The sequence below is a fragment of the Duganella aquatilis genome (assembly GCF_009674565.1).
Classification (GTDB): Bacteria; Pseudomonadota; Gammaproteobacteria; order Burkholderiales; family Burkholderiaceae_D; genus Rugamonas; species Rugamonas aquatilis.
In genome coordinates this window covers 1-18,687 of the sequence record NZ_WKJL01000009.1, presented here as the reverse complement: position 1 = coordinate 18,687, position 18,687 = coordinate 1, and the positions used below count along the sequence as shown (strand labels likewise).

The following is an 18,687-nucleotide window of genomic DNA, read 5'->3' as shown; positions in this document are numbered from 1 at the left end:
GACGCGCTTTCAGGATCAGGCCGACGGCAGGGCGGCATGGCCGGCGCTGCAATAGTCACGGCCGTTGGCCTGCACCGTTTCCGAGGCCGGATAGAAGACGCCGCAATGCGCGCATTGCAGCATCACTTCGGCGTCGTTGGCGGCCTGGGCGGCGGCGCGCGCCTTGTAGGTGGGTTGCGGCTGCGGCGGCGCCGGCGGCTGTTGCGGCTGGCGGAACTGCTGCTGATGGCGCTTTTGCGCCGCGCGGATCTTGGAGCGGACCGCGAAGATCACCAGGAAAACCAGTCCCAGCCAGAAAATAAGACGGCTCATGCCCAACCCTTATGCAAAACCACTTCAAACACAAAACGGCTGCCGACATACGCCAGCAGCAAGGTCGCAAAGCCGGCCAGCGTGAAGCTCAGCGCGGTCTTGCCGCGCCAGCCGCGGAAGCGGCGGCCGGCCAGCAGCGCAGCGAACAGCACCCACGACAGCAGCGTGAACGCCGATTTATGGTCCCATTTCAGCGCCTGGCCGAACAGCTGTTCCGAAAACACGATGCCCGACAACACGGTCAGGCTCAGCAAGGTGAAGCCGAAGCCTATCATGCGGAACAGCAGTTTTTCCATGGTCAGCAGCGCCGGCAGCTGGTCCAGCGCACCGGACAGGAAGGATTTGGTGTCGCGCCGCGCATGCAGGCGCGACTCCTGCAAGGCCATCAGCACGGCATGGAAGGCGGCGATGGTCAGCGTGCTGTAGGCCATGGTGGCGATGGCGATGTGCCAGCCGAACAGCGGCGACTTGCCTTCCAGCGGCACCACGTTGCCGGGGAAAATCACCTGCAGCAGCGCGGCCACGGCGGCGCTGGGCATCACCAGGCGGCGCATGCCGTCCAGGCTGAAGTTGCGGTTTTCCAGCCAGTAGGCCGCCACCGACACCCACAGCGCCGACGACAGCATGGCGGCAAAGCCGAAGCGCAGTTCGCCGCCGCCGGCGATGTCGGCCCACAGGCCGACGCCATGCAACAGCCAGGCCGCCAGCGTGACGGCCGAAATCAGGCCGCCACGGCGCGATGGCAGGGCGGCGCACAGGATGTACAGCGCGATGGCTGCGATAAAGGAATAGATCTGCATTCCCGCAGTTTACACCATCGCCTCAGTCCACGGCGGCCATGCGCAGCTCGTCGTGGTGATGGCGTTGCTGTTCTTCCATCACCAGCTGGCCCAGCTCGCGCTTGAGCGCATTGAATTCGGCGGCGGCCGGGTCGCGCAGGCGCGGCAGGCCGACCAGCATGTCGCGCTTGACGGTGCCGGGCCGGTAGGTCATCACCACGATGCGGTCGGCCAGGTAGATCGCCTCCTCGATCGAGTGGGTGACGAAGATGATGGTCTTTTTCAGCTCGGCCCAGATGCGCAGCAGCTCGTCCTGCAGGTTGCGCCGGGTCAGCGCGTCGAGCGCGCCGAACGGCTCGTCCATCAGCATGATTGGCGAGTCCAGCGCCAGCACGCGGGCGATCGCCACCCGCTGGCGCATGCCGCCCGACAGGTCTTTCGGATAGCGGCTGCGGAAGTCCTGCAGCGACAGCATGGTGAGCAGCTTGTCGACGGTGGCGGCGATCTGCGCCTTGGGCTGGCCCTTGATCTGCAGGCCGAAGGCGATGTTGTCGGCCACCGTCATCCACGGGAACAGCGCGTATTCCTGGAACACCATGCCGCGCTCCGGGCCCGGCGCGGTGACCAGCTTGCCGTCGGCGCTGATGCTGCCGGACGACGGCGGCGCGAAGCCGGCCACCGCGTTCAGCAGGGTCGACTTGCCACAGCCGGAAGGCCCCAGCAGGCAGACGAACTGCCCCTGCGGGATCTCCAGGTTGATGTCCTTGAGCGCCACCACTTCGCGCTCGGCGGTCTGGAACACCTTGTTCACCTGCGAGATGACGATATGGGAGGCGCTCATTAATTCTCCAGGCCGCGGTGCCAGCGCAGCAGATGGTTATTCAGCTTGTTCATGCCGACGTCGATCGCCAGGCCGATCAGGCCGATGGAAATCATGCCGGCAATGATCTTGTCGGACCAGAAGTACTCGCGCGCCTCCAGGATGCGGAAGCCGAGGCCGTTGTTCACCGCCACCATCTCGGCCACGATCACCACGATGAAGGCGGTGCCGATGCCGATCCGCACGCCGGACAGAATGTAGGGCACGGCGGCCGGCAGGATCACCCGCACGAACATGGTGAAGCCGGAAGCGCCCAGGTTGCGCGCGGCGCGGATGAAGATGCCGTCGACCTGGCGCACGCCGGCGATGGTGTTCATCAGCACCGGGAAGAACGCCCCCAGCGCGATCAGGAAGATGGCCGGCGGATTGCCCAGCCCGAACCACAGCATCGACAGCGGAATATAGGCGATCGGCGGGATCGGCCGCACCATCTGCACCAGCACGTTGAACCAGTCGTAGACGCGGTTGCTCATGCCCATCGCCAGGCCCAGCGGCAGGGCCAGCCCGCCGCCGATCAGGAAACCCACCACCACGCGGTACAGGCTGCTGAGGGAATCGGTGATCAGTTCGCCGGAGACGGCCCAGTGCAGCCAGCTGCCGGCCGCCGGATCGTAGGGCTGCAGCGGCAGCAGGTAGGCCACCCATTTTTCCGCCACCGCCAGCGGCGACGGCAGCACCTGCGGATTGACCCAGCCCAGCGACGCCACCGCCTGCCACAGCGCCACCACCAGCGCCGGCAGCACCAGGCCGATGCCGACCTGGCGCCACGAGGATGTGGCCGCCATTACTTCACGCCCAGCGACTTCTTGGCCGCGTCCAGCAGGTCGGTCTTGACCCAGTCCTTGGCCACCGGCGGCTTGGCCATGCGGCCGACGCCGGTCTTGACCATGACGTCGGTGGTAGTCTGGATGTGCTCGGGCGTGATGTCGTAGCTGTACGGCGAATTGCCGATGGCGTCGTCGAAATCGTCCTTGGTGATCTGGCCCTTGAACACCACCTCGCGCACGTACTTCTCGGCGATGGCCTTGTTGTCGATGAAGGTCTTGGTGGCCTGGACGAAGCAGTTCATGAACTTCTCGGCCAGCGGCCGCTTCTCCTTATAGAACTTCTCGGTCATCACCATGGTGCGCACCGGCTCGCCGATCGGCGTGTCGTAGGGCTTGATGATCTCGGTGCCGAAGCCCTTGTTGATGGCCTGCGAGGATTGCGGCTCGGACTGCATCATGGCGTCGATCTGCTTGCCCAGCAGCGCCTGATTCAAGTCGGCATAGGCCAGGAACACCAGCTGCACATCCTTGCCCGGCTGGTCGGAGACGCTCAGGCCGTTCTGCTGCAGCTCGGCCAGCAGCAGCACTTCCTGGATGCCGCCGCGCGTCACGCCGACCTTCTTGCCTTTCAGTTCCTTGACCGATTTCAGCTTCAGGTCGGCGCGGCTGACCAGCTGCGCGCCGCCCTTGGCGAAGCCGGCCACCACATAGATCGGCGCGCCGCCGGCGCGGCCGGAAATCGCCGCCTCCGAGGCGGTGGTGCCGACATCGAGTTCGCCGGCGATAATCGCCTGCATCACATCCAGGCCCTTGGCGAACACCCGCTCGTCGACCTTGATGCCGCACTTGGGCGCGATTTCCTTGATATACGAGACGGCGCCGTAATGGGCAAATTTCAGGTTGCCGAGCCGGACCACCTCCTGGGCCTGGGCCGGGGCCAACGCGGCGGTCATGACTGCGGCGCTGCAGAGTGCTGCTTGAAGTTTGATCCGTTTCATCCGTCTCTCCTGTATATATTGTTCGGAAATCATACCAAGCGGAATCGTTCTTGCATATCAGCGCATTCCGAGTCTGTGCGATGTTGATCTACGAGCAATAACGCAGGCCTAGCGCGCAGCGGCGGCGCGCAACCGCGCCAGGCGCTCGCTGCTGGGCGGATGGCTGGACAGATAGCCCATGTCGCCGCCCCGCTGCTGCTCCAGCTGTTGCAGGCGGCTGAACACGTCCACCAGCGGCTGCACGCCCAGGCCGTTGTGCAGCATCATGGCCACGGCGTAATCGTCGGCGTCCTGTTCCGCGTCGCGCGAGTATTTCATGTCCAGCAGCAGCGCCGGCGCGGTGGCCATCAGCGCCGACATATCGCCGAACACCAGGCCGGACACCGCCGTCACCACCGAGCCCTGGATCAGCCGGCGCATGCCGTGATGCTCATGCAGATGGCCCAGTTCATGCGCCAGCACCGCCAGCACCGCGGTGTCGTTGTTCAATAGCTGGACCATCTGGTCGGTCAGCACGATGTCGCCGGACGGCAGCGCAAACGCATTCGGGCCGATGCGGCTGCTGCGGAACAGCAGCCGCCAGCCGGGCGCGCCGCCGCGCGGCGGCTGCAGGCTGCGGAAGCGCCCGGTCAGTTCGGCCTGGCGTTGCGGCGACAGCGTGGTCGGCACCAGCAGGCGCTGGTCCATCAGCGCCAGCACGCCGGCGCCCAGCTGCCGCTCGACCCCGGCCGGCAACGCGGCGGCCATGCCGGTCGCCAGCGCCGGCAGCAGATACAGATAGCCCAGCCACAGCAGCGCCACCGTGGCGGCGGCCGCGGCCAGCACCGCGCGCCAGCTTTGCTGCAGCCGCACCACCAGGCTGTCGCGATGACCGGTCTCGTGCAGCAGCCGCGCAAAAGCCTCGTGGTCGTCCACTTCCAGATAGGCGCCGTCGGCAAACGTCACCTTGCGCGCTGCCCCGCGGCTGCGCTCGGAAACCCGCAGCGCATGCAGCGGCTCGCGCCGCTCGGCGTCGCCGCGCAGCACCGCGTGGCCCGCTTCCACGCTCAGCGTGACGTGCTGCAGGCGCGAACTGCGGCCATCGAAATAGCGGGCGGCAACGGCGGTCATGGCTTACATCGACAGGTCAAGATCGAACAGATCGGCCGCGCCCTCGCCGGTGGCGCCGACTTCGTCCTGCGGCGCGGCCAGCACGTCGTCCAGGCTGCCTTCCGGCAGCAGCGCAATCGATTCGATGCGGTAGCGCAGCGTGCGCACGCGCGCAAACGGCAGGAACAGGCCCAGTGTGCAGATCACCGCCAGATAATTGGTGACGGTAATGAAGATCATGCGGCCCCATTGCATGTCGGACTGGAAGCGGTGCTCTTCCAGCCGGGTATGGTTCCACACCAGGTTTTGCAGCATGTTCATGAACAGCGGATACACCAGGAAGAACCAGGCGTAGCCGGCCATGACCACCATGCCGGCTTCGGCCGCGCGCTGCTGGCTGTAGCTGTGGAGGCCGTCGGGCTGATTACCCAGCGACATGATGAGCCAGGTCAGCAGCGCAAAGCCGCCGCCGCCGATCAGCAGCAACAAGCCATACAGCTTGTAGAAATCGCCGACGCCGGCATCGAAGGCAAAGCGCGCATTGCCATAGCGGGCGCTGTTGTGCTGCCAGGCCTTGGCGCGCTGGTGGACGAAGGGCACCGCCAGGCCGGCGGTGACGCCGCTCAGCCACGGCCGCACCATGTAGTTGATGTAGGCGTCGTGGACGTCGCCGGCAAAGCGGAAACGGATGCCGCGATAGCTGGTGTTATGCAGGCGGAACTGCAAGCTCTTCCAGATGAACCAGGGCGAGACCGCCGCCAGCCCGAGGATGGCGACCAAGGCCAGCAGCGGCGAGCTGTGCAGCGTCAGCGCGTAGACGCCGACCAACACCGCCGCCAGCAGACGGCCCTTGAGGATGGCCACGGCATTGCCGTGGTACTCGAAACTGCTGCCGGCCAGTTCGGTGCTCGCATAAAAATACTGGTTGCGGCGCACCTTGGCCCAGGCTGAATAGATGCCGAGCGTGACGATGGTCAGCAACAGGTTGACGATCCAGATACGGAAATACTCGCCGCCTGTGGCGTGAAAGCGCATGCGCTGCGGTTGCTGCTGTTCCATATTCCCCTCTCAGTATGACAATTAAATAGATGATAAGAAGATGCCTGTCATACACTATATTGTCAATGGGAAATTGTACGTTTTTAGCAATACATCAAATGCGTGACTGCCCGGGCGATGCGGTAAAATGGCGGCCATTGTCCGGCCCTGCGGCCGGCGCCACCACCGACTGATCGATCACCATGCTAGATAATCTGACTCAACGCCTCGCCAAGGTCGTCAAGACCATGCGCGGCGAGGCCCGCCTGACCGAAGCCAACACCGCCGAGATGCTGCGCGAAGTGCGCATGGCGCTGCTGGAGGCCGACGTCGCCCTGCCGGCCGTGCGCGACTTCATCGCCCGCGTCAAGGAAAAAGCCCTGGGCGAGGAAGTGATTTCCTCGCTGTCGCCAGGCCAGGCCCTGGTCGGCGTGGTGCAGCGCGAGCTGGCCGCCCTGATGGGCGCCGACCTGGGCCCGGAAGCGGCCCAGCTGAGCTTTGCCCAGCAGCCGCCCGCCATCATCCTGATGGCCGGTCTGCAAGGCGTGGGCAAGACCACCACCGTCGGCAAGCTGGCCAAGTATTTAAAAGAAGAGAAGAAAAAGAAAGTGCTGACCGTGTCGGCCGACGTCTATCGTCCGGCCGCGATCGCCCAGCTGCAATCGGTGACGGCGCAGGTCGGCGCCGACTTCTTCCCGTCGACTGCCCAGGACAAACCGGTCGACATCGCGCTGGCCGCGCTGGACTGGGCCAAGAAGCACTACCACGACGTACTGATCATCGACACCGCCGGCCGCCTCGGCATCGATGAAGAAATGATGAAGGAGATCGCCGCCGTGCACGGCGCGGTCAAGCCGATCGAAACCCTGTTCGTGGTCGACGCCATGCTGGGCCAGGACGCCATCAACACCGCCAAGGCCTTCAACGACGCGCTGCCGCTGACCGGCATCGTGCTGACCAAGCTGGACGGCGACTCGCGCGGCGGCGCCGCGCTGTCGGTGCGCCACATCACCGGCAAGCCGATCAAGTTTGCCGGCGTCTCGGAAAAGCTGGACGGCCTGGAAGCCTTCGATCCGACCCGCATGGCCAACCGCGTGCTGGGCATGGGCGACATCCTCGCCCTGGTGGAAGAAGCGCGCAAGGGCGTGGACGCCAAGGCCGCCGCCGACCTGGCCGCCAAGGTCAAGTCGGGCGGCAAGTTCGACATGAACGACTTCAAGGCGCAACTGGGCCAGATGAAGAAAATGGGCGGCATGGCCAGCCTGGTCGACAAGCTGCCGGCGCAGTTCCAGCAGGCCGCCGGCAACGCCAACATGGACCAGGCCGACAAGCAGGTGCGGCGCATGGTCGGCATCATCGACTCGATGACCCCGGCCGAACGCGCCAAGCCGGAGCTGATCAAGGCCACCCGCAAGCGCCGCATCGCGGCCGGCGCCGGCGTGCAGGTGCAGGAGGTCAACCGCATGCTGAACCAGTTCGAGCAGATGCAGACCATGATGAAAAAGCTGTCGGGCGGCGGCATGATGAAGATGATGCGCTCGATGAAGGGCATGATGCCGGGCCTGCGCTAAGCCGGGCAAAAGCCCCGGTTTACGCCCCTGGAAGGTGCGTGCGCGCCCGGAAGCCCGCGTTTACGTGGTGTTTCCGGGAAAAAACGCGAAAAACACTTGCGTACTGGTTAAATCCCCACCAATATTAGCCGGTGCGATCAATTGCGCAATTTTCCATGTGTTCGTTAAGGAGGCTCGAATATGGCAACAGCCAAAAAAACCCCAGCAGCACCCGCTAAGAAGCCTGCGGCCAAACCGGCCGCGAAGAAAGCAGCAGCACCAGCAAAAGCAGCAGCGAAACCAGCAGTGAAAAAAGCAGCACCCGCAGCACGCAAGCCGAACGCCGCCTTCATGAAAGCGTTGACGCCATCCGCCTCGCTGGCCGCGATCGTCGGCGCCGCGCCTCTGCCGCGCACCGAGGTGACCAAAAAAGTGTGGGACTACATCAAAAAATTCGACCTGCAAGATCCGGCCAACCGCCGCAACATCAATGCCGACGATAAGCTGAAAGCCGTTTTCGGCGGCAAAGCCCAGGTTTCCATGTTCGAAATGACCAAGCTCATTTCCGACCACCTGAAATAAGCGTTCAGCGCTGACGAAAAAAAACCGGGATCTTCCCGGTTTTTTTATTTCCAGTTATTCCACGCGGCCAGCACCGCGTTCGGGTAGTCCGGCTTGCCGCGGCTGCCGTTGTAGCGGCCCAGCGCCAGGTACAGATTGCCCGCCTCCATGTCCAGGTACATGCGCAGGATCGAGCAGCCATAGCGCAGATTGGTCTGCATATTGAACAGCGCGCTGCGGTTGCGGTCGCCGATCACATTGGTCCAGAACGGCATCACCTGCATGTAGCCGCGCGCGCCGACCAGCGACACCGCGTACTTGCGGTAGGCCGACTCCACCTGGATCAGGCCCAGCACCATGCCCGGATCGAGCCCGGCGCGGCGCGCCTCGTACCAGACGGTGGCCAGGAATTCGTTGCGGGTCTGGTCGTCCGGCAGCTTGCGCTTGAGCCGGTAGGACATGGTCTCCAGCCAGTTCTGGTAGCGCGCCTGGTCGGACGGATTGCGGAAGCTGGGCGTCGGCGGCGTCGCGTCCTTGATCGCGTTCGACAGCGCCAGCCGCACCGAGTCGGCCAGCGCTTCCTCCTTCTGGTTGCCGGCCAGCGCCAGCGGCGCGGCCGCGGCCAAGGCCAGCGACGTCGCCGCCGCCAGCACCGTCCGGCGCAACAGCGCGGTCATCACTGCGCCATCTTGCCTTTGATGAAGGCCAGCACCTCGGCCACCGGCACGGCGGTCGCTTCGGTATCGCGGCGGCCCTGGTATTCCAGGTTGCCTTCCTTCAGGCCGCGGTCGCCGATCACCACGCGGTGCGGCACGCCGATCAGTTCCCAGTCGGCGAACATCTGGCCCGGACGGGCGCCACGGTCGTCGAGGATGACGTCGATGCCGGCCGCGACCGCGTCGGCGTACAGCTGCTCGGCGGCCTGCTTGACCGCTTCGCTGCGGTCCATGCCCATCGGGCACAGCACCAGCTCGAACGGCGCCAGCGAGGTCGGCCAGATGATGCCCTTGTCGTCGAAGTTCTGCTCGATGGCGGCGCCCAGGATGCGCGTCACGCCGATGCCGTAGCAGCCCATCTGCAGCGGCGCCGGCTTGCCGTTTTCATCGAGGAAGGTGGCCTTCATCGCTTCCGAGTAGGCGGTGCCCAGCTGGAACACGTGGCCCACTTCGATGCCGCGCTCGATCGCCAGCACGCCCTGGCCGTCCGGCGAGGCGTCGCCTTCGACCACGTTGCGCAGGTCCAGCACCAGGTCCGGCTCGGCGCAGTCGCGGCCCCAGTTGGCGCCGGTGTAGTGGTAGCCGGCGTCGTTGGCGCCGCAGACGAAGTCGGCCATGTTGGCGACCGTGCGGTCGGCCACCACGGTGACCGGGCCAAGGGTGCCGATCGGGCCCAGGTAGCCCGGCACGCAGCCGTAGACTTCCAGGATCTCGGCCTCGGTCGAGAAGCGGTGCGCGGCCAGGCCCGGCACCTTGCCGACCTTGACTTCGTTCAGTTCGTGGTCGCCACGCAACAACAACATGAAATACTGTTTAGCTGGTTTGCCATCGGTTTCGCTCTCGACGGTCAGCGCCAGCGTCTTGACGGTCTGCGCCAGCGGCAGCTTGAGCTGCTCGGCCACCAGCTCGCACTTGGTGGCGTTCGGCGTGGCCACCTTGGTCAGCGCCTGCGTGGCGGCCGGACGGCTGGCGTTGACCGGCAGCGCCTCGGCCGCTTCCATGTTGGCGGCGTAGTCCGAGGTCGGGCAGTACACCAGCGCATCCTCGCCGGTGCTGGCGATGACGTGGAATTCGTGCGAGCCGGTGCCGCCGATGGCGCCGTTATCGGCTGCTACCGCACGGAACTTCAAACCGAAGCGGTTGAAAATACGGGTATAGGCGTCATACATGATCTTGTACGAAGCCTGCATGCCGGCCAGGTCGCGGTCGAACGAGTACGCATCCTTCATGGTGAACTCGCGGCCGCGCATCAGGCCGAAGCGTGGACGGCGTTCGTCGCGGAATTTGGTCTGGATGTGGTAAAAATTCAACGGAAGTTGACGGTACGATTTAATTTCCGAACGGACAACATCGGTGATCACTTCCTCGGCGGTCGGCTGGAAGGCGAACTCGCGGCCGTGGCGGTCCTTGATGCGCAGCAGTTCGGCGCCCATCTTGTCCCAGCGGCCGGTTTCTTGCCACAGCTCGGCAGGCTGGATCAGGGGCATCAACAGCTCGACGGCGCCCGATTGGTTCATTTCTTCGCGCACGATCGCTTCGACCTTGCGGATGATTTTCAGACCCATCGGCATATAGGTGTAGATGCCGGAACCGAGCCGTTTGATCATGCCGGCGCGCATCATTAACTGATGGCTGACGATCTCGGCATCGGAAGGCGCTTCTTTAAGCGTGGAAATAAAAAAACGTGAGGCGCGCATACGGTGAATTCTTTTTAAAAAGAGAGAGTTATAATCAACCTAATTTTAAAGGATTAGCTGGCTGATGCATCCATACTTTATACAAATGCGTTCAAATCAGGGCCCTCCGGCGGTTTTCGTACCCCGAAAACCGGTCCGGCGTGCCTTTTTGTGGGCAAAAATATAAGACAGGAGCTCGGCCGCAGAAAGTTTGAGGTGCAATATGCTCGATCGTGAAGGGTTCCGGCCCAACGTCGGCATCATCCTGCTGAACGCCCAGAACGAGGTGTGGTGGGGCAAGCGGGTGCGCGAGCACTCATGGCAATTTCCGCAAGGCGGCATCAAATATGGGGAGACGCCGGAGCAGGCTATGTATCGCGAGCTGGAAGAGGAAATCGGTCTGCGGGCCGAGCACGTCAAGATTGTCGGTCGCACCCGCGACTGGCTGCGCTATGAGGTGCCGGACCATTTCATCAAGCGGGAAATCCGCGGCCACTACCGTGGCCAGAAGCAGATCTGGTTCCTGTTGCGGATGTGCGCGCGCGATAACGACGTCAACCTGCGCCTGACCGACCACCCGGAATTCGACGCCTGGCGCTGGCACGACTACTGGGTGCCGCTGGACGTGGTGATCGAGTTCAAGCGCGAGGTCTACCAGCGCGCCTTGCAGGAATTGTCGCGCTTCCTGACCTGGCCGGCCAACGGCCACGACCGCCGGCACCACGGTTCGCGCTATCTGCGCCAGCCGCATGCGCCGCGCGCCGCCACGGCCGCGCCCGCGGCGGCGGCGCTGGAAACCGCCAACGCCGACTGCGGCTGCGCCGACAAGCCGGACCCCGGCAAAGACGGCGGCTGATGCAAAAAAGCGGGACAGTCCGACTGTCCCGCTTTTTTTACGTACAATGGCGGCCTATGTTCAATCCTTCTTCCGACGATGTCCGCCGCTTCTTCTGCGAAGCCTACCGCAAGCAGCGCGCCCACGACATCCTGACCCCGATCGAAACCATGGCGGCCGACTGGATCCGCCACCATCCCGAATACCACGAGGTGCTGGCGGACGTGGAGACGGCGCTGACGCGCGACTACCAGGTCGAAGGCGCGCAGGCCAATCCCTTCCTGCATTTGTCGATGCACCTGTCGATCGACGAGCAGATCTCGATCGACCAGCCGCCCGGCATCCGCGCGCTGGCGACCGAGCTGACGCTCAAGCTGGACGACGCCCACGCGGCGCAGCACGTGATCATGGACTGCCTGGGCGAGATGATCTGGAACGCCCAGCGCAACGGCACCCCGCCCGACGGCGTCGCCTACATCGAAGCCATCAAGCGCCGGCTGTAATCATCCGTGTAACCCGGGGTCAGGTCCCTCATTTCTACACGAGCTCTGCCGTAGCCAAAGCTACGGCAGAGCTCGTGTAGAAATGAGGGACCTGACCCCGGAGTTTTAGCGGTGGGTGGCCAGGTTGCCCGGCAGGCTGTGCAGGTAGGCCGCCAGGTCCTTGATGTCCTGGTCGCTCAACGGCTTGACCTGGCCGGTCATGATGGCGTTGCTGCGGCCGTTGGGGGCGTCGCCGCGCTTGTAGGCTTTCAGCGCGTGTTCCAGGTAATCCTTGTGCTGGCCGGCCAGCTTCGGATAGCTGGGGTCGATCGGCGTGTTGAAATCCTTGCCGTGGCAGCTGAAGCAGGCGTATTTCTCGGTCAGCGCCTTGCCGGCGTCGAGGTTGCCGGCCGCCTGCGCGGCGCCGGCGAGCAGGGCCAGGCCCACGGTGGCGATCAGTTTGTGCATGAACTCGGTCCTCATTTCGGGTCGGCAGTGCGGGTCTGCTGCGAATAGAACGCCGCCACGTCGGCGATGTCCTGGTCGCTCAGGCTGGCGGCGATGCCGCGCATCGACGGGTGCTTGCGCTCGCCCTTCTTGTAGGCCTGCAGCGCGCTCTCGATGTACTTGGCCGACTGGCCGCCGATCATCGGCACCGGGAACACTTCGGGAAAGGTGGCTTTGTAGCCGGGGATGCCATGGCAGCCGATACACATTTCAATCTTGGCTTTGGCGTTCTGGGCATTGCCCACAACTTCCGCAGCGACGGCGACGTGGGCGATGCCTGCGAGCACGAGGAGTGCGGTGAGTTTTTTCATGGTGTCTCTAAGTAAGTAATCGGATACTGCGATCTCGGATACTTCTACCACGGAGTCAATTCTATTGACTTTTGCTCTATAAGTGCAGGGATTCTAACCTAAGTATTTTTTATAAACAACACAAGCACCCTGCCGTATCGAGCACCCGCTCTAGCGTTTCCTTTTATACTGTTTGCTCTTTCTCTTCCCGGATCGCCCACCATGCACGCACGTTTTGAAGGTTCCGACCAGTACGTCGCCACCGCCGACCTGAAACTGGCCGTCAACGCCGCCCTCACCCTGCAACGCCCGCTGCTGATCAAGGGCGAGCCGGGCACCGGCAAGACCATGCTGGCCGAGGAAGTGGCGGCCGCGCTGAACATGCCGCTGATGCAGTGGCACATCAAGTCGACCACCAAGGCGCAGCAGGGCCTGTACGAGTACGACGCCGTCTCGCGCCTGCGCGACTCCCAGCTCGGCGACGAGCGCGTGCGCGACATCCACAACTACATCGTCAAGGGCGTGCTGTGGCAGGCCTTCACGGCGCCCGAGCCGGTGGTGCTCTTGATCGATGAAATCGACAAGGCCGACATCGAGTTCCCCAACGACCTGCTGCGCGAACTCGATCGCATGGAGTTCTACGTCTACGAGACGCGCGAGATGGTGCAGGCCAAGCACCGCCCGCTGGTGATCATCACCTCCAACAACGAGAAGGAGCTGCCGGACGCCTTCCTGCGCCGCTGCTTCTTCCACTACATCAAGTTCCCCGACCGCGACACCATGCGGCAGATCGTCCAGGTGCACTACCCGCACCTGAAGCAGGAACTGCTGGCGCAGGCGCTGCAGACCTTCTACGAGGTGCGCGAGGTTCAGGGCCTGAAGAAAAAGCCGTCGACCTCGGAATTCCTCGACTGGCTCAAGCTCTTGATGGCGGAAGACATTCCGCCGGAAGCGCTGCGCAGCCAGGACCAGAAAGCCATCGTGCCGCCGCTGCACGGCGCGCTGCTGAAGAACGAACAGGACATCCACCTGTTCGAACGCCTGGTCGCCATGGCGCGCCACAACCGATGAACACCATCCTGCCCACCACGCTGGAACTGCACGGCGTGCGCCTCGAACCGCTGGGCGCCCACCACGCCGACGGCCTGCGCGCGGCCGCCGCCGACGGCGAGCTGTGGAACCTGCGCGTGACCTCGGTGCCGGCGCCGGAGCAGGTGGACGCCTACATTCGCAAGGCCATCGAGCAGCGCCCCACCCGGCTGGCGTTTGCCGTGATCGACAGCGCCAGCGGTACGCTGGTCGGCACCACCAGCTACCACGACATCGTCGCCGACATCGGCCGCCTGGAGATCGGCTACACCTGGTACGCCAAAAGCCGCCAGCGCAGCCACGTCAACACCACCTGCAAGCTGCTGCTGATGACGCACGCCTTCGAGACCGTCGGCGCGGCGCTGGTCGGCCTGCGCACCGATAACTTCAACCACGCCTCGCAGGCCGCCATCGAACGCCTCGGCGCCAGGAAGGACGGCGTGCTGCGCCACCACGCGCTGCGCCGCGACGGCACCGTGCGCGACACCGTCATGTACAGCATCACGGCCGGCGAGTGGCCGGAGATCAAGGCGCACCTGCGCTACAAGCTGGCCCGGCACGGAACCGTCTGACATGCTGATCGATTTCTTCTTCACGCTGAAAGACGCGAAAATCCCGGTGACGATCAAGGAATTCCTGACGTTGCTGGAGGCGATGCAAAAGCAGGTCATCACCACCTCGCTGGACGACTTCTACTACCTCGCGCGCCTGACGCTGGTGAAGGACGAAGCCCACTTCGACAAGTTCGACCGCGCCTTCGGCCTGTACTTCAAGGGCATCAGCGCGGTGTTCGACGACCACGGCAGCGTGCCGCTGGACTGGCTGGTGCAGCGCATGAAGCGCGAGCTGACGCCGGAGCAGATCGCAGCGCTGGAAAAATTCGGCTACGACAAGCTGATGGACCGCCTCAAGGAGCTGCTCAAGGAGCAGCAGGCACGCCACGAGGGCGGCAACAAGTGGATCGGCACCGGCGGCACCTCGCCCTTCGGCCACGGCGGCACCAATCCCGAGGGCGTGCGCATCGGCGGCAAGGGCGGCAACCGCAGCGCCGTCAAGGTGTGGGAGGCGCGCAGCTACCAGGACTACGACGGCGAGCGCGAAATCGGCACCCGCAACATCAAGGTGGCGCTGCGCCGGCTGCGCAAGTTCGCGCGCCAGGGCGCGGCCGAGGAACTGGCGCTGGACGACACCATCCGCGCCACCGCCAGCAACGCCGGCTACCTCGACATCAAGATGCAGCCTGAGCGCAAGAACAACATCAAGGTGCTGATGCTGTTCGACGTCGGCGGCACCATGGACGACCACATCGAGCGCACCGAGGAGCTGTTCTCGGCCGCCAAGACGGAGTTCAAGAACATGGAGTTCTTCTACTTCCACAACTGCGTGTACGACTACATGTGGAAGAACAACCGCCGGCGCCATGCCGAGCGCTTCCCGACCTGGGACATCCTGCGCAAATACCCGCCCGACACCAAGCTGATTTTCGTCGGCGACGCCACCATGAGTCCCTACGAAATCCTGCAGCCGGGCGGCTCGGTCGAATACAACAACGAGGAAGCCGGCAGCACCTGGCTGGCGCGCTTCACCAGCGCCTTCCCGAAATTCGTGTGGCTGAATCCCGAGCCGGAAAACATCTGGCCGTACCGCCAGTCGGTGTCCATCATGCGCCAGTTGATGAACAACCGCATGTTCCCGCTGACCATGGACGGCCTGGAACGGGCCATGCGCACCCTCAGCAAGTAGCCGCTGGCGAGGTTTCATTGAAGACAAGTTCGTTAAAAACCAGTCCATAAATGAAACAAATTGCTACAAATATCAAGTTGTAGTACGGTCGTTCAGCCCTTAGCCTGACGTTATGTCCACCTTGTTCTCATTCCATCGCCTGGCGGCCCGCCTGGGCGCGGCGAACCGGCGCTACGTCGCCGGCGGCGCCCTGCTGCTGCTGTGTTTGTTGTTCCTGCTCGATATCGGCAGCGGCACATCGATTTCCTTCAGTCCCTTCTACACGCTGCCGGTGGTGCTGGTTGCCTGGCGCCTGGGGCGCGGCGCCACCACCCTGGCGGTGCTGGGCGCAAGCGCGGCGCGCGTCGCCGATTTCTACCTGAGCCGCCAGCACGACAGCGCCACCATGCTGGTCTACGATTTGCTGCAAAGCGCGGCCGGCTATGGCCTGGTGGCGCTGCTGGCATGGGAGGGCCGGATGCTGGTCGAGCGCACCGCCCGCCATGCCCAGAATTTCCGCCGCAAGGTGCGCCGCGAACGCCATCAGCGCCGGCTGAAGGCGAGCATCCGCCGCGCCGTGGTCGACGACGTGCCGACGATTATCCAGCTGACCAACAGCGGCGGCGAGAGCGGCGCCTTCGACCAGACCGTGATGGACGCCGTGCGCCAGGCGGCGCTGACCGCCACCTTCAGCCAGGGCATCATCGACGGCGCCGCCACCCGCGATTTGTGGAGCGGCGGCCAGAGCACGGTGCCGATCGAGTTCTGGGTATCGGAGCTCGACGGCCAGGTGGCGGCCTACATGATGGTGCTGGGCGTGGACGGCAACAAGGGTCCCGAGCGCGAGCTGCACGCGGTGGCGGTGGCGCCGGCCTTCCGCGGCAGCGGCATCGGTTCGGCGATGGTGAATTTCTTCTGCACCGTCTACCAGCAGCGCCGGCTGGTGGCCGCCAGCAAGGCCGGCTCGCAAATGGCCGATATGCTGGCACGCCGCAGCTTCCAGACGGTCGCCAACGACAAGGGCTACCAGATCATGGCGCGCGACTAGCCGCCGATCCGGGGTCAGTTCTGCCAATCGCACACGGACTCATGTACCAATGGCAGAACTGACCCCGGTTTACGGCAGTTGCAGGCGGTAGCCGACGGCGGTTTCGGTCAGCAGGTAGCGCGGCTGGGTGGGATCGGCTTCCAGCTTGTGGCGCAGGTGGCCCATGTAGATGCGCAGGTAGTGGCCGTTTTCCGATTGCGACGGCCCCCACACGGCGCGCAGCAGCTGCGGGTTGGTCATCACGCGGCCGGCGTTGGCCACCAGGACCGCCAGCAGCCGGTATTCGGTCGGCGTCAGGTGCACATTCTCGCCGCCGCGCGTCACGCGCCGGTTCTGCAAATCGACCGCGACGTCGCCGAACCGCACCAGCCCACTATTGTCGGCGGCCGGCTGGCGCTGGCGGCGCAAGGTGGCGCGCACCCGCGCCAGCAGTTCGCCGACGCCGAACGGCTTGGTCAGATAGTCGTCGGCGCCGGCGTCCAGCGCGCGGATCTTGTCGGCTTCGTTGACCCGCGCCGACAGCACGATCACCGGCACCGACGACCATTTGCGCAGGTCGATGACGAAGTCGATGCCGTCGCCGTCGGGCAGGCCGAGGTCGAGCACGATCAGGTCGGGCTTGCGCGTGCCGGCGTCGATCAGGCCCCGTTGCAGGCCGGGCGCTTCGAACACCTGCCATCCCTCTTCTTCCAGCGCGGCGCGCACGAAGCGGCGGATCTGCGGTTCGTCTTCGACCAGCAGGGCGGTCGGCGCGGTGTTGTCACTCATGTTGTTCCTCTTCCGGCATGGCCGGCGGTGTGCCCAGCGGCAGCGTGAAGGTGAAGGCGGCGCCGCCCAGCGCCGAGGCCGTGGCGCCGCTGCCGGCGCTGATGCGGCCGCCGTGCGCTTCGACGATGGCGCGGCAGATCGCCAGCCCCAGGCCGACGCCCGGCTTGGCCGATTCGCGCTCGCCGCGGGTGAATTTTTCAAACAGCGCTTCTTCGCGGCCCGGCGGCAGGCCCGGGCCGTCGTCGGCCACCGTGATGTTGATCCAGGCGCCGTGCAGCGCGGCGCTGATGGCGATGCGGGCGCCCGGCGGCGTGTACTTGGCGGCGTTTTCCAGCAGGTTGGCCAGCACCCGTTCGATCAGCACGGCGTCGTAGCGCAGCAGCGGCAGGTCCGGCGGCAGCCGCGTGCTGACCTGGTGGTCTTTGAGTTGCGGCGCGCTGGCGCGCAGGGCGCTGCCGACCACTTCTTCCAGCGGCTGCCATTGCAGGTTGAATTTGACTTCGCCGCTCTGGATGCGCGCCATGTCGAGCAGGTTGGCCACCATGGTGCTCATGCGCAGCGCTTCGTCGTGCAGCGCGGTGGCGTCGGCCAGCTGGGCGGCACTGAGCGCGGGACGCGAGCCGGCCAGCGCTTCGGACAGGCCGACCAGCGATGTCAGCGGCGTGCGCAGGTCGTGCGACAGCGCCGCCAGCAGCGAGTTGCGCAGCCGTTCGGATTCCATGCTGACCAGCGCGTGCTGCGCGACGTCGATGTAGTGCACCCGCTCCAGCGCGATGGCGGCCAGCGCGGCGAAGGTGTCGAGCTGCTGGCGCTGTTCCGGGATCAGGATCCAGCGCCGCTGCGCCGGTTCGATTGCCAGCACGCCGCGCGTGCGCATCGGCGCCTGCAGCGGCAGGTAGAAGATCCGGCTGGCCGGCAGCGTGCCGGTGCCCAGGCCGGCCGGCTCGGCGCGGTCGTAGGCCCATTGGGCGATGCCGAGATCGATCGCCGACTGGTGCGCGCGGCTGGCGCTGTCGTGCGCGCCGGCGGCCGGCGCCAGCAGGCGGCCGTCGGCGTCCGGCAGCAGCAGCGTGGCGCGGGCGCGGAAGGCGCGCTGGATGACGCTTTGGGTGGTGTCGAAGATCTGTTCGGTCTGCAGGGCGCCGGACAGTTCGCGGGCGAATTCGTACAGCGCCCGCGAGCGCCGTTCGCGGTGCGCCGCCACCCGCGCCTGGAAGCGCAGGTCGGCCGTCAGGTGGCCGGTGATCAGGCCCACCGCCAGCATGACGACGAAGGTGATCAGGTACTGGAAGTCGGTCACGGCGAAGGTGAAGCGCGGCGCCACGAAGAAGAAGTCGAAGCAGGCCACGCTGACGCAGGTCGCCATCACCGACGGGCCGCGGCCGAAGCGCACCGCCACCAGCACCACCACCAGCAGGAACAGCATGGCGATGTTGGCCAGGTCGAGCCAGGCCAGCATCGGCGTGGCCGCCAGCGCGGTGGCGATGCTGGCCGCCGCCGCGACGATGTAGCCGGTGGCGCGCCGGCGCTTGCCCGCCCCTCCCGGCCCGCCAGCCGCATCGCCGGCGGGCCGGGAGGGG

Annotated in this window: 21 protein-coding genes; 8 read left to right on the top strand and 13 right to left on the bottom strand. The window is 65.1% G+C overall.

What is annotated here, in order from left to right:
* Positions 1-15 precede the first annotated feature (15 nt).
* The 7 genes from GJ698_RS13690 to GJ698_RS13660 all read right to left on the bottom strand — a co-directional run bounded on the left by GJ698_RS13690 (position 16) and on the right by GJ698_RS13660 (position 5,884).
* Positions 16-312 (bottom strand): PP0621 family protein, encoded by a 297-nt coding sequence (locus GJ698_RS13690; protein WP_154358185.1) that lies wholly within the window; start codon positions 310-312, stop codon positions 16-18.
* The gene (locus tag GJ698_RS13685) at positions 309-1,112 is read right to left on the bottom strand and encodes a cytochrome C assembly family protein (protein ID WP_154358184.1); all 804 of its coding nucleotides are present in this window, start codon (positions 1,110-1,112) and stop codon (positions 309-311) included. Before GJ698_RS13685 ends, GJ698_RS13690 begins: the two co-directional genes overlap by 4 nt.
* A gap of 22 nt (positions 1,113-1,134) precedes the next feature.
* Positions 1,135-1,932: an ABC transporter ATP-binding protein gene (locus GJ698_RS13680; protein WP_154358183.1), complete on the bottom strand. Its 798-nt coding sequence runs from the start codon at positions 1,930-1,932 to the stop codon at positions 1,135-1,137.
* On the bottom strand, positions 1,932-2,756 hold the full coding sequence (locus GJ698_RS13675; protein ID WP_154358182.1) for an ABC transporter permease: 825 nt from the start codon (positions 2,754-2,756) through the stop codon (positions 1,932-1,934). The genes GJ698_RS13680 and GJ698_RS13675 overlap by 1 nt, the downstream gene beginning before the upstream one ends.
* On the bottom strand, positions 2,756-3,736 hold the full coding sequence (locus GJ698_RS13670; protein ID WP_371865298.1) for an ABC transporter substrate-binding protein: 981 nt from the start codon (positions 3,734-3,736) through the stop codon (positions 2,756-2,758). The genes GJ698_RS13675 and GJ698_RS13670 overlap by 1 nt, the downstream gene beginning before the upstream one ends.
* Positions 3,737-3,844: 108 nt before the next feature.
* Positions 3,845-4,846, bottom strand: a complete 1,002-nt coding sequence (locus tag GJ698_RS13665; protein WP_154358181.1) for a M48 family metallopeptidase — start codon at positions 4,844-4,846, stop codon at positions 3,845-3,847.
* Positions 4,847-4,849: 3 nt separating this feature from the next.
* A complete protein-coding gene (locus GJ698_RS13660) occupies positions 4,850-5,884 on the bottom strand; it encodes a YjgN family protein (RefSeq protein WP_154358180.1) in 1,035 nt (344 codons plus the stop codon).
* Between the two features lie 182 nt (positions 5,885-6,066).
* Here GJ698_RS13660 and ffh point away from each other — a divergent pair, with 182 nt between their 5' ends.
* Together ffh and GJ698_RS13650 are read left to right on the top strand one after the other, a co-directional pair.
* Entirely contained in the window at positions 6,067-7,434 is a 1,368-nt protein-coding gene (gene ffh, locus GJ698_RS13655; protein WP_154358179.1) for a signal recognition particle protein, read from the top strand.
* 180 nt (positions 7,435-7,614) lie between these two features.
* Positions 7,615-7,995 (top strand): SWIB/MDM2 domain-containing protein, encoded by a 381-nt coding sequence (locus tag GJ698_RS13650; protein WP_154358178.1) that lies wholly within the window; start codon positions 7,615-7,617, stop codon positions 7,993-7,995.
* A 44-nt stretch (positions 7,996-8,039) separates the two neighbouring features.
* Here GJ698_RS13650 and GJ698_RS13645 read toward each other — a convergent pair whose 3' ends face one another.
* Entirely contained in the window at positions 8,040-8,651 is a 612-nt protein-coding gene (locus tag GJ698_RS13645; protein ID WP_154358177.1) for a lytic transglycosylase domain-containing protein, read from the bottom strand.
* Positions 8,651-10,387, bottom strand: coding sequence for a proline--tRNA ligase (locus tag GJ698_RS13640; protein WP_154358176.1), 1,737 nt, complete (start codon positions 10,385-10,387; stop codon positions 8,651-8,653). Before GJ698_RS13640 ends, GJ698_RS13645 begins: the two co-directional genes overlap by 1 nt.
* 202 nt (positions 10,388-10,589) lie before the next feature.
* Between GJ698_RS13640 and GJ698_RS13635 the strand changes: the two genes are divergently transcribed.
* Together GJ698_RS13635 and GJ698_RS13630 are read left to right on the top strand one after the other, a co-directional pair.
* A complete protein-coding gene (locus GJ698_RS13635; protein ID WP_229259978.1) occupies positions 10,590-11,222 on the top strand; it encodes an RNA pyrophosphohydrolase in 633 nt (210 codons plus the stop codon).
* Between the two features lie 56 nt (positions 11,223-11,278).
* Entirely contained in the window at positions 11,279-11,704 is a 426-nt protein-coding gene (locus tag GJ698_RS13630) for a DUF1841 family protein (RefSeq protein ID WP_154358175.1), read from the top strand.
* A gap of 105 nt (positions 11,705-11,809) precedes the next feature.
* Here the strand turns inward: GJ698_RS13630 and GJ698_RS13625 are convergent, their stop codons facing one another.
* Positions 11,810-12,151, bottom strand: a complete 342-nt coding sequence (locus GJ698_RS13625; protein ID WP_154358174.1) for a c-type cytochrome — start codon at positions 12,149-12,151, stop codon at positions 11,810-11,812.
* Between the two features lie 11 nt (positions 12,152-12,162).
* Complete coding sequence (locus GJ698_RS13620; RefSeq protein WP_154358173.1) at positions 12,163-12,501, bottom strand: c-type cytochrome; 339 nt, start codon at positions 12,499-12,501, stop codon at positions 12,163-12,165.
* 201 nt (positions 12,502-12,702) lie between these two features.
* Here GJ698_RS13620 and GJ698_RS13615 point away from each other — a divergent pair, with 201 nt between their 5' ends.
* From GJ698_RS13615 to GJ698_RS13600, 4 genes are all read left to right on the top strand, one after another.
* Entirely contained in the window at positions 12,703-13,551 is an 849-nt protein-coding gene (locus GJ698_RS13615) for an AAA family ATPase (protein ID WP_154358172.1), read from the top strand.
* Positions 13,548-14,141 (top strand): GNAT family N-acetyltransferase, encoded by a 594-nt coding sequence (locus GJ698_RS13610; RefSeq protein WP_154358171.1) that lies wholly within the window; start codon positions 13,548-13,550, stop codon positions 14,139-14,141. Before GJ698_RS13615 ends, GJ698_RS13610 begins: the two co-directional genes overlap by 4 nt.
* A gap of 1 nt (position 14,142) precedes the next feature.
* A complete protein-coding gene (locus tag GJ698_RS13605; RefSeq protein ID WP_154358170.1) occupies positions 14,143-15,312 on the top strand; it encodes a vWA domain-containing protein in 1,170 nt (389 codons plus the stop codon).
* 112 nt (positions 15,313-15,424) lie between these two features.
* A complete protein-coding gene (locus GJ698_RS13600) occupies positions 15,425-16,339 on the top strand; it encodes a GNAT family N-acetyltransferase (protein WP_154358169.1) in 915 nt (304 codons plus the stop codon).
* A 69-nt stretch (positions 16,340-16,408) separates the two neighbouring features.
* Here the strand turns inward: GJ698_RS13600 and kdpE are convergent, their stop codons facing one another.
* Positions 16,409-17,107, bottom strand: a complete 699-nt coding sequence (kdpE, locus tag GJ698_RS13595) for a two-component system response regulator KdpE (RefSeq protein WP_154358168.1) — start codon at positions 17,105-17,107, stop codon at positions 16,409-16,411.
* Positions 17,100-18,687 (bottom strand): DUF4118 domain-containing protein (locus GJ698_RS13590; RefSeq protein ID WP_154358167.1); only part of this gene is annotated, 1,588 nt, incomplete at its 5' end. The genes kdpE and GJ698_RS13590, both read right to left, overlap by 8 nt.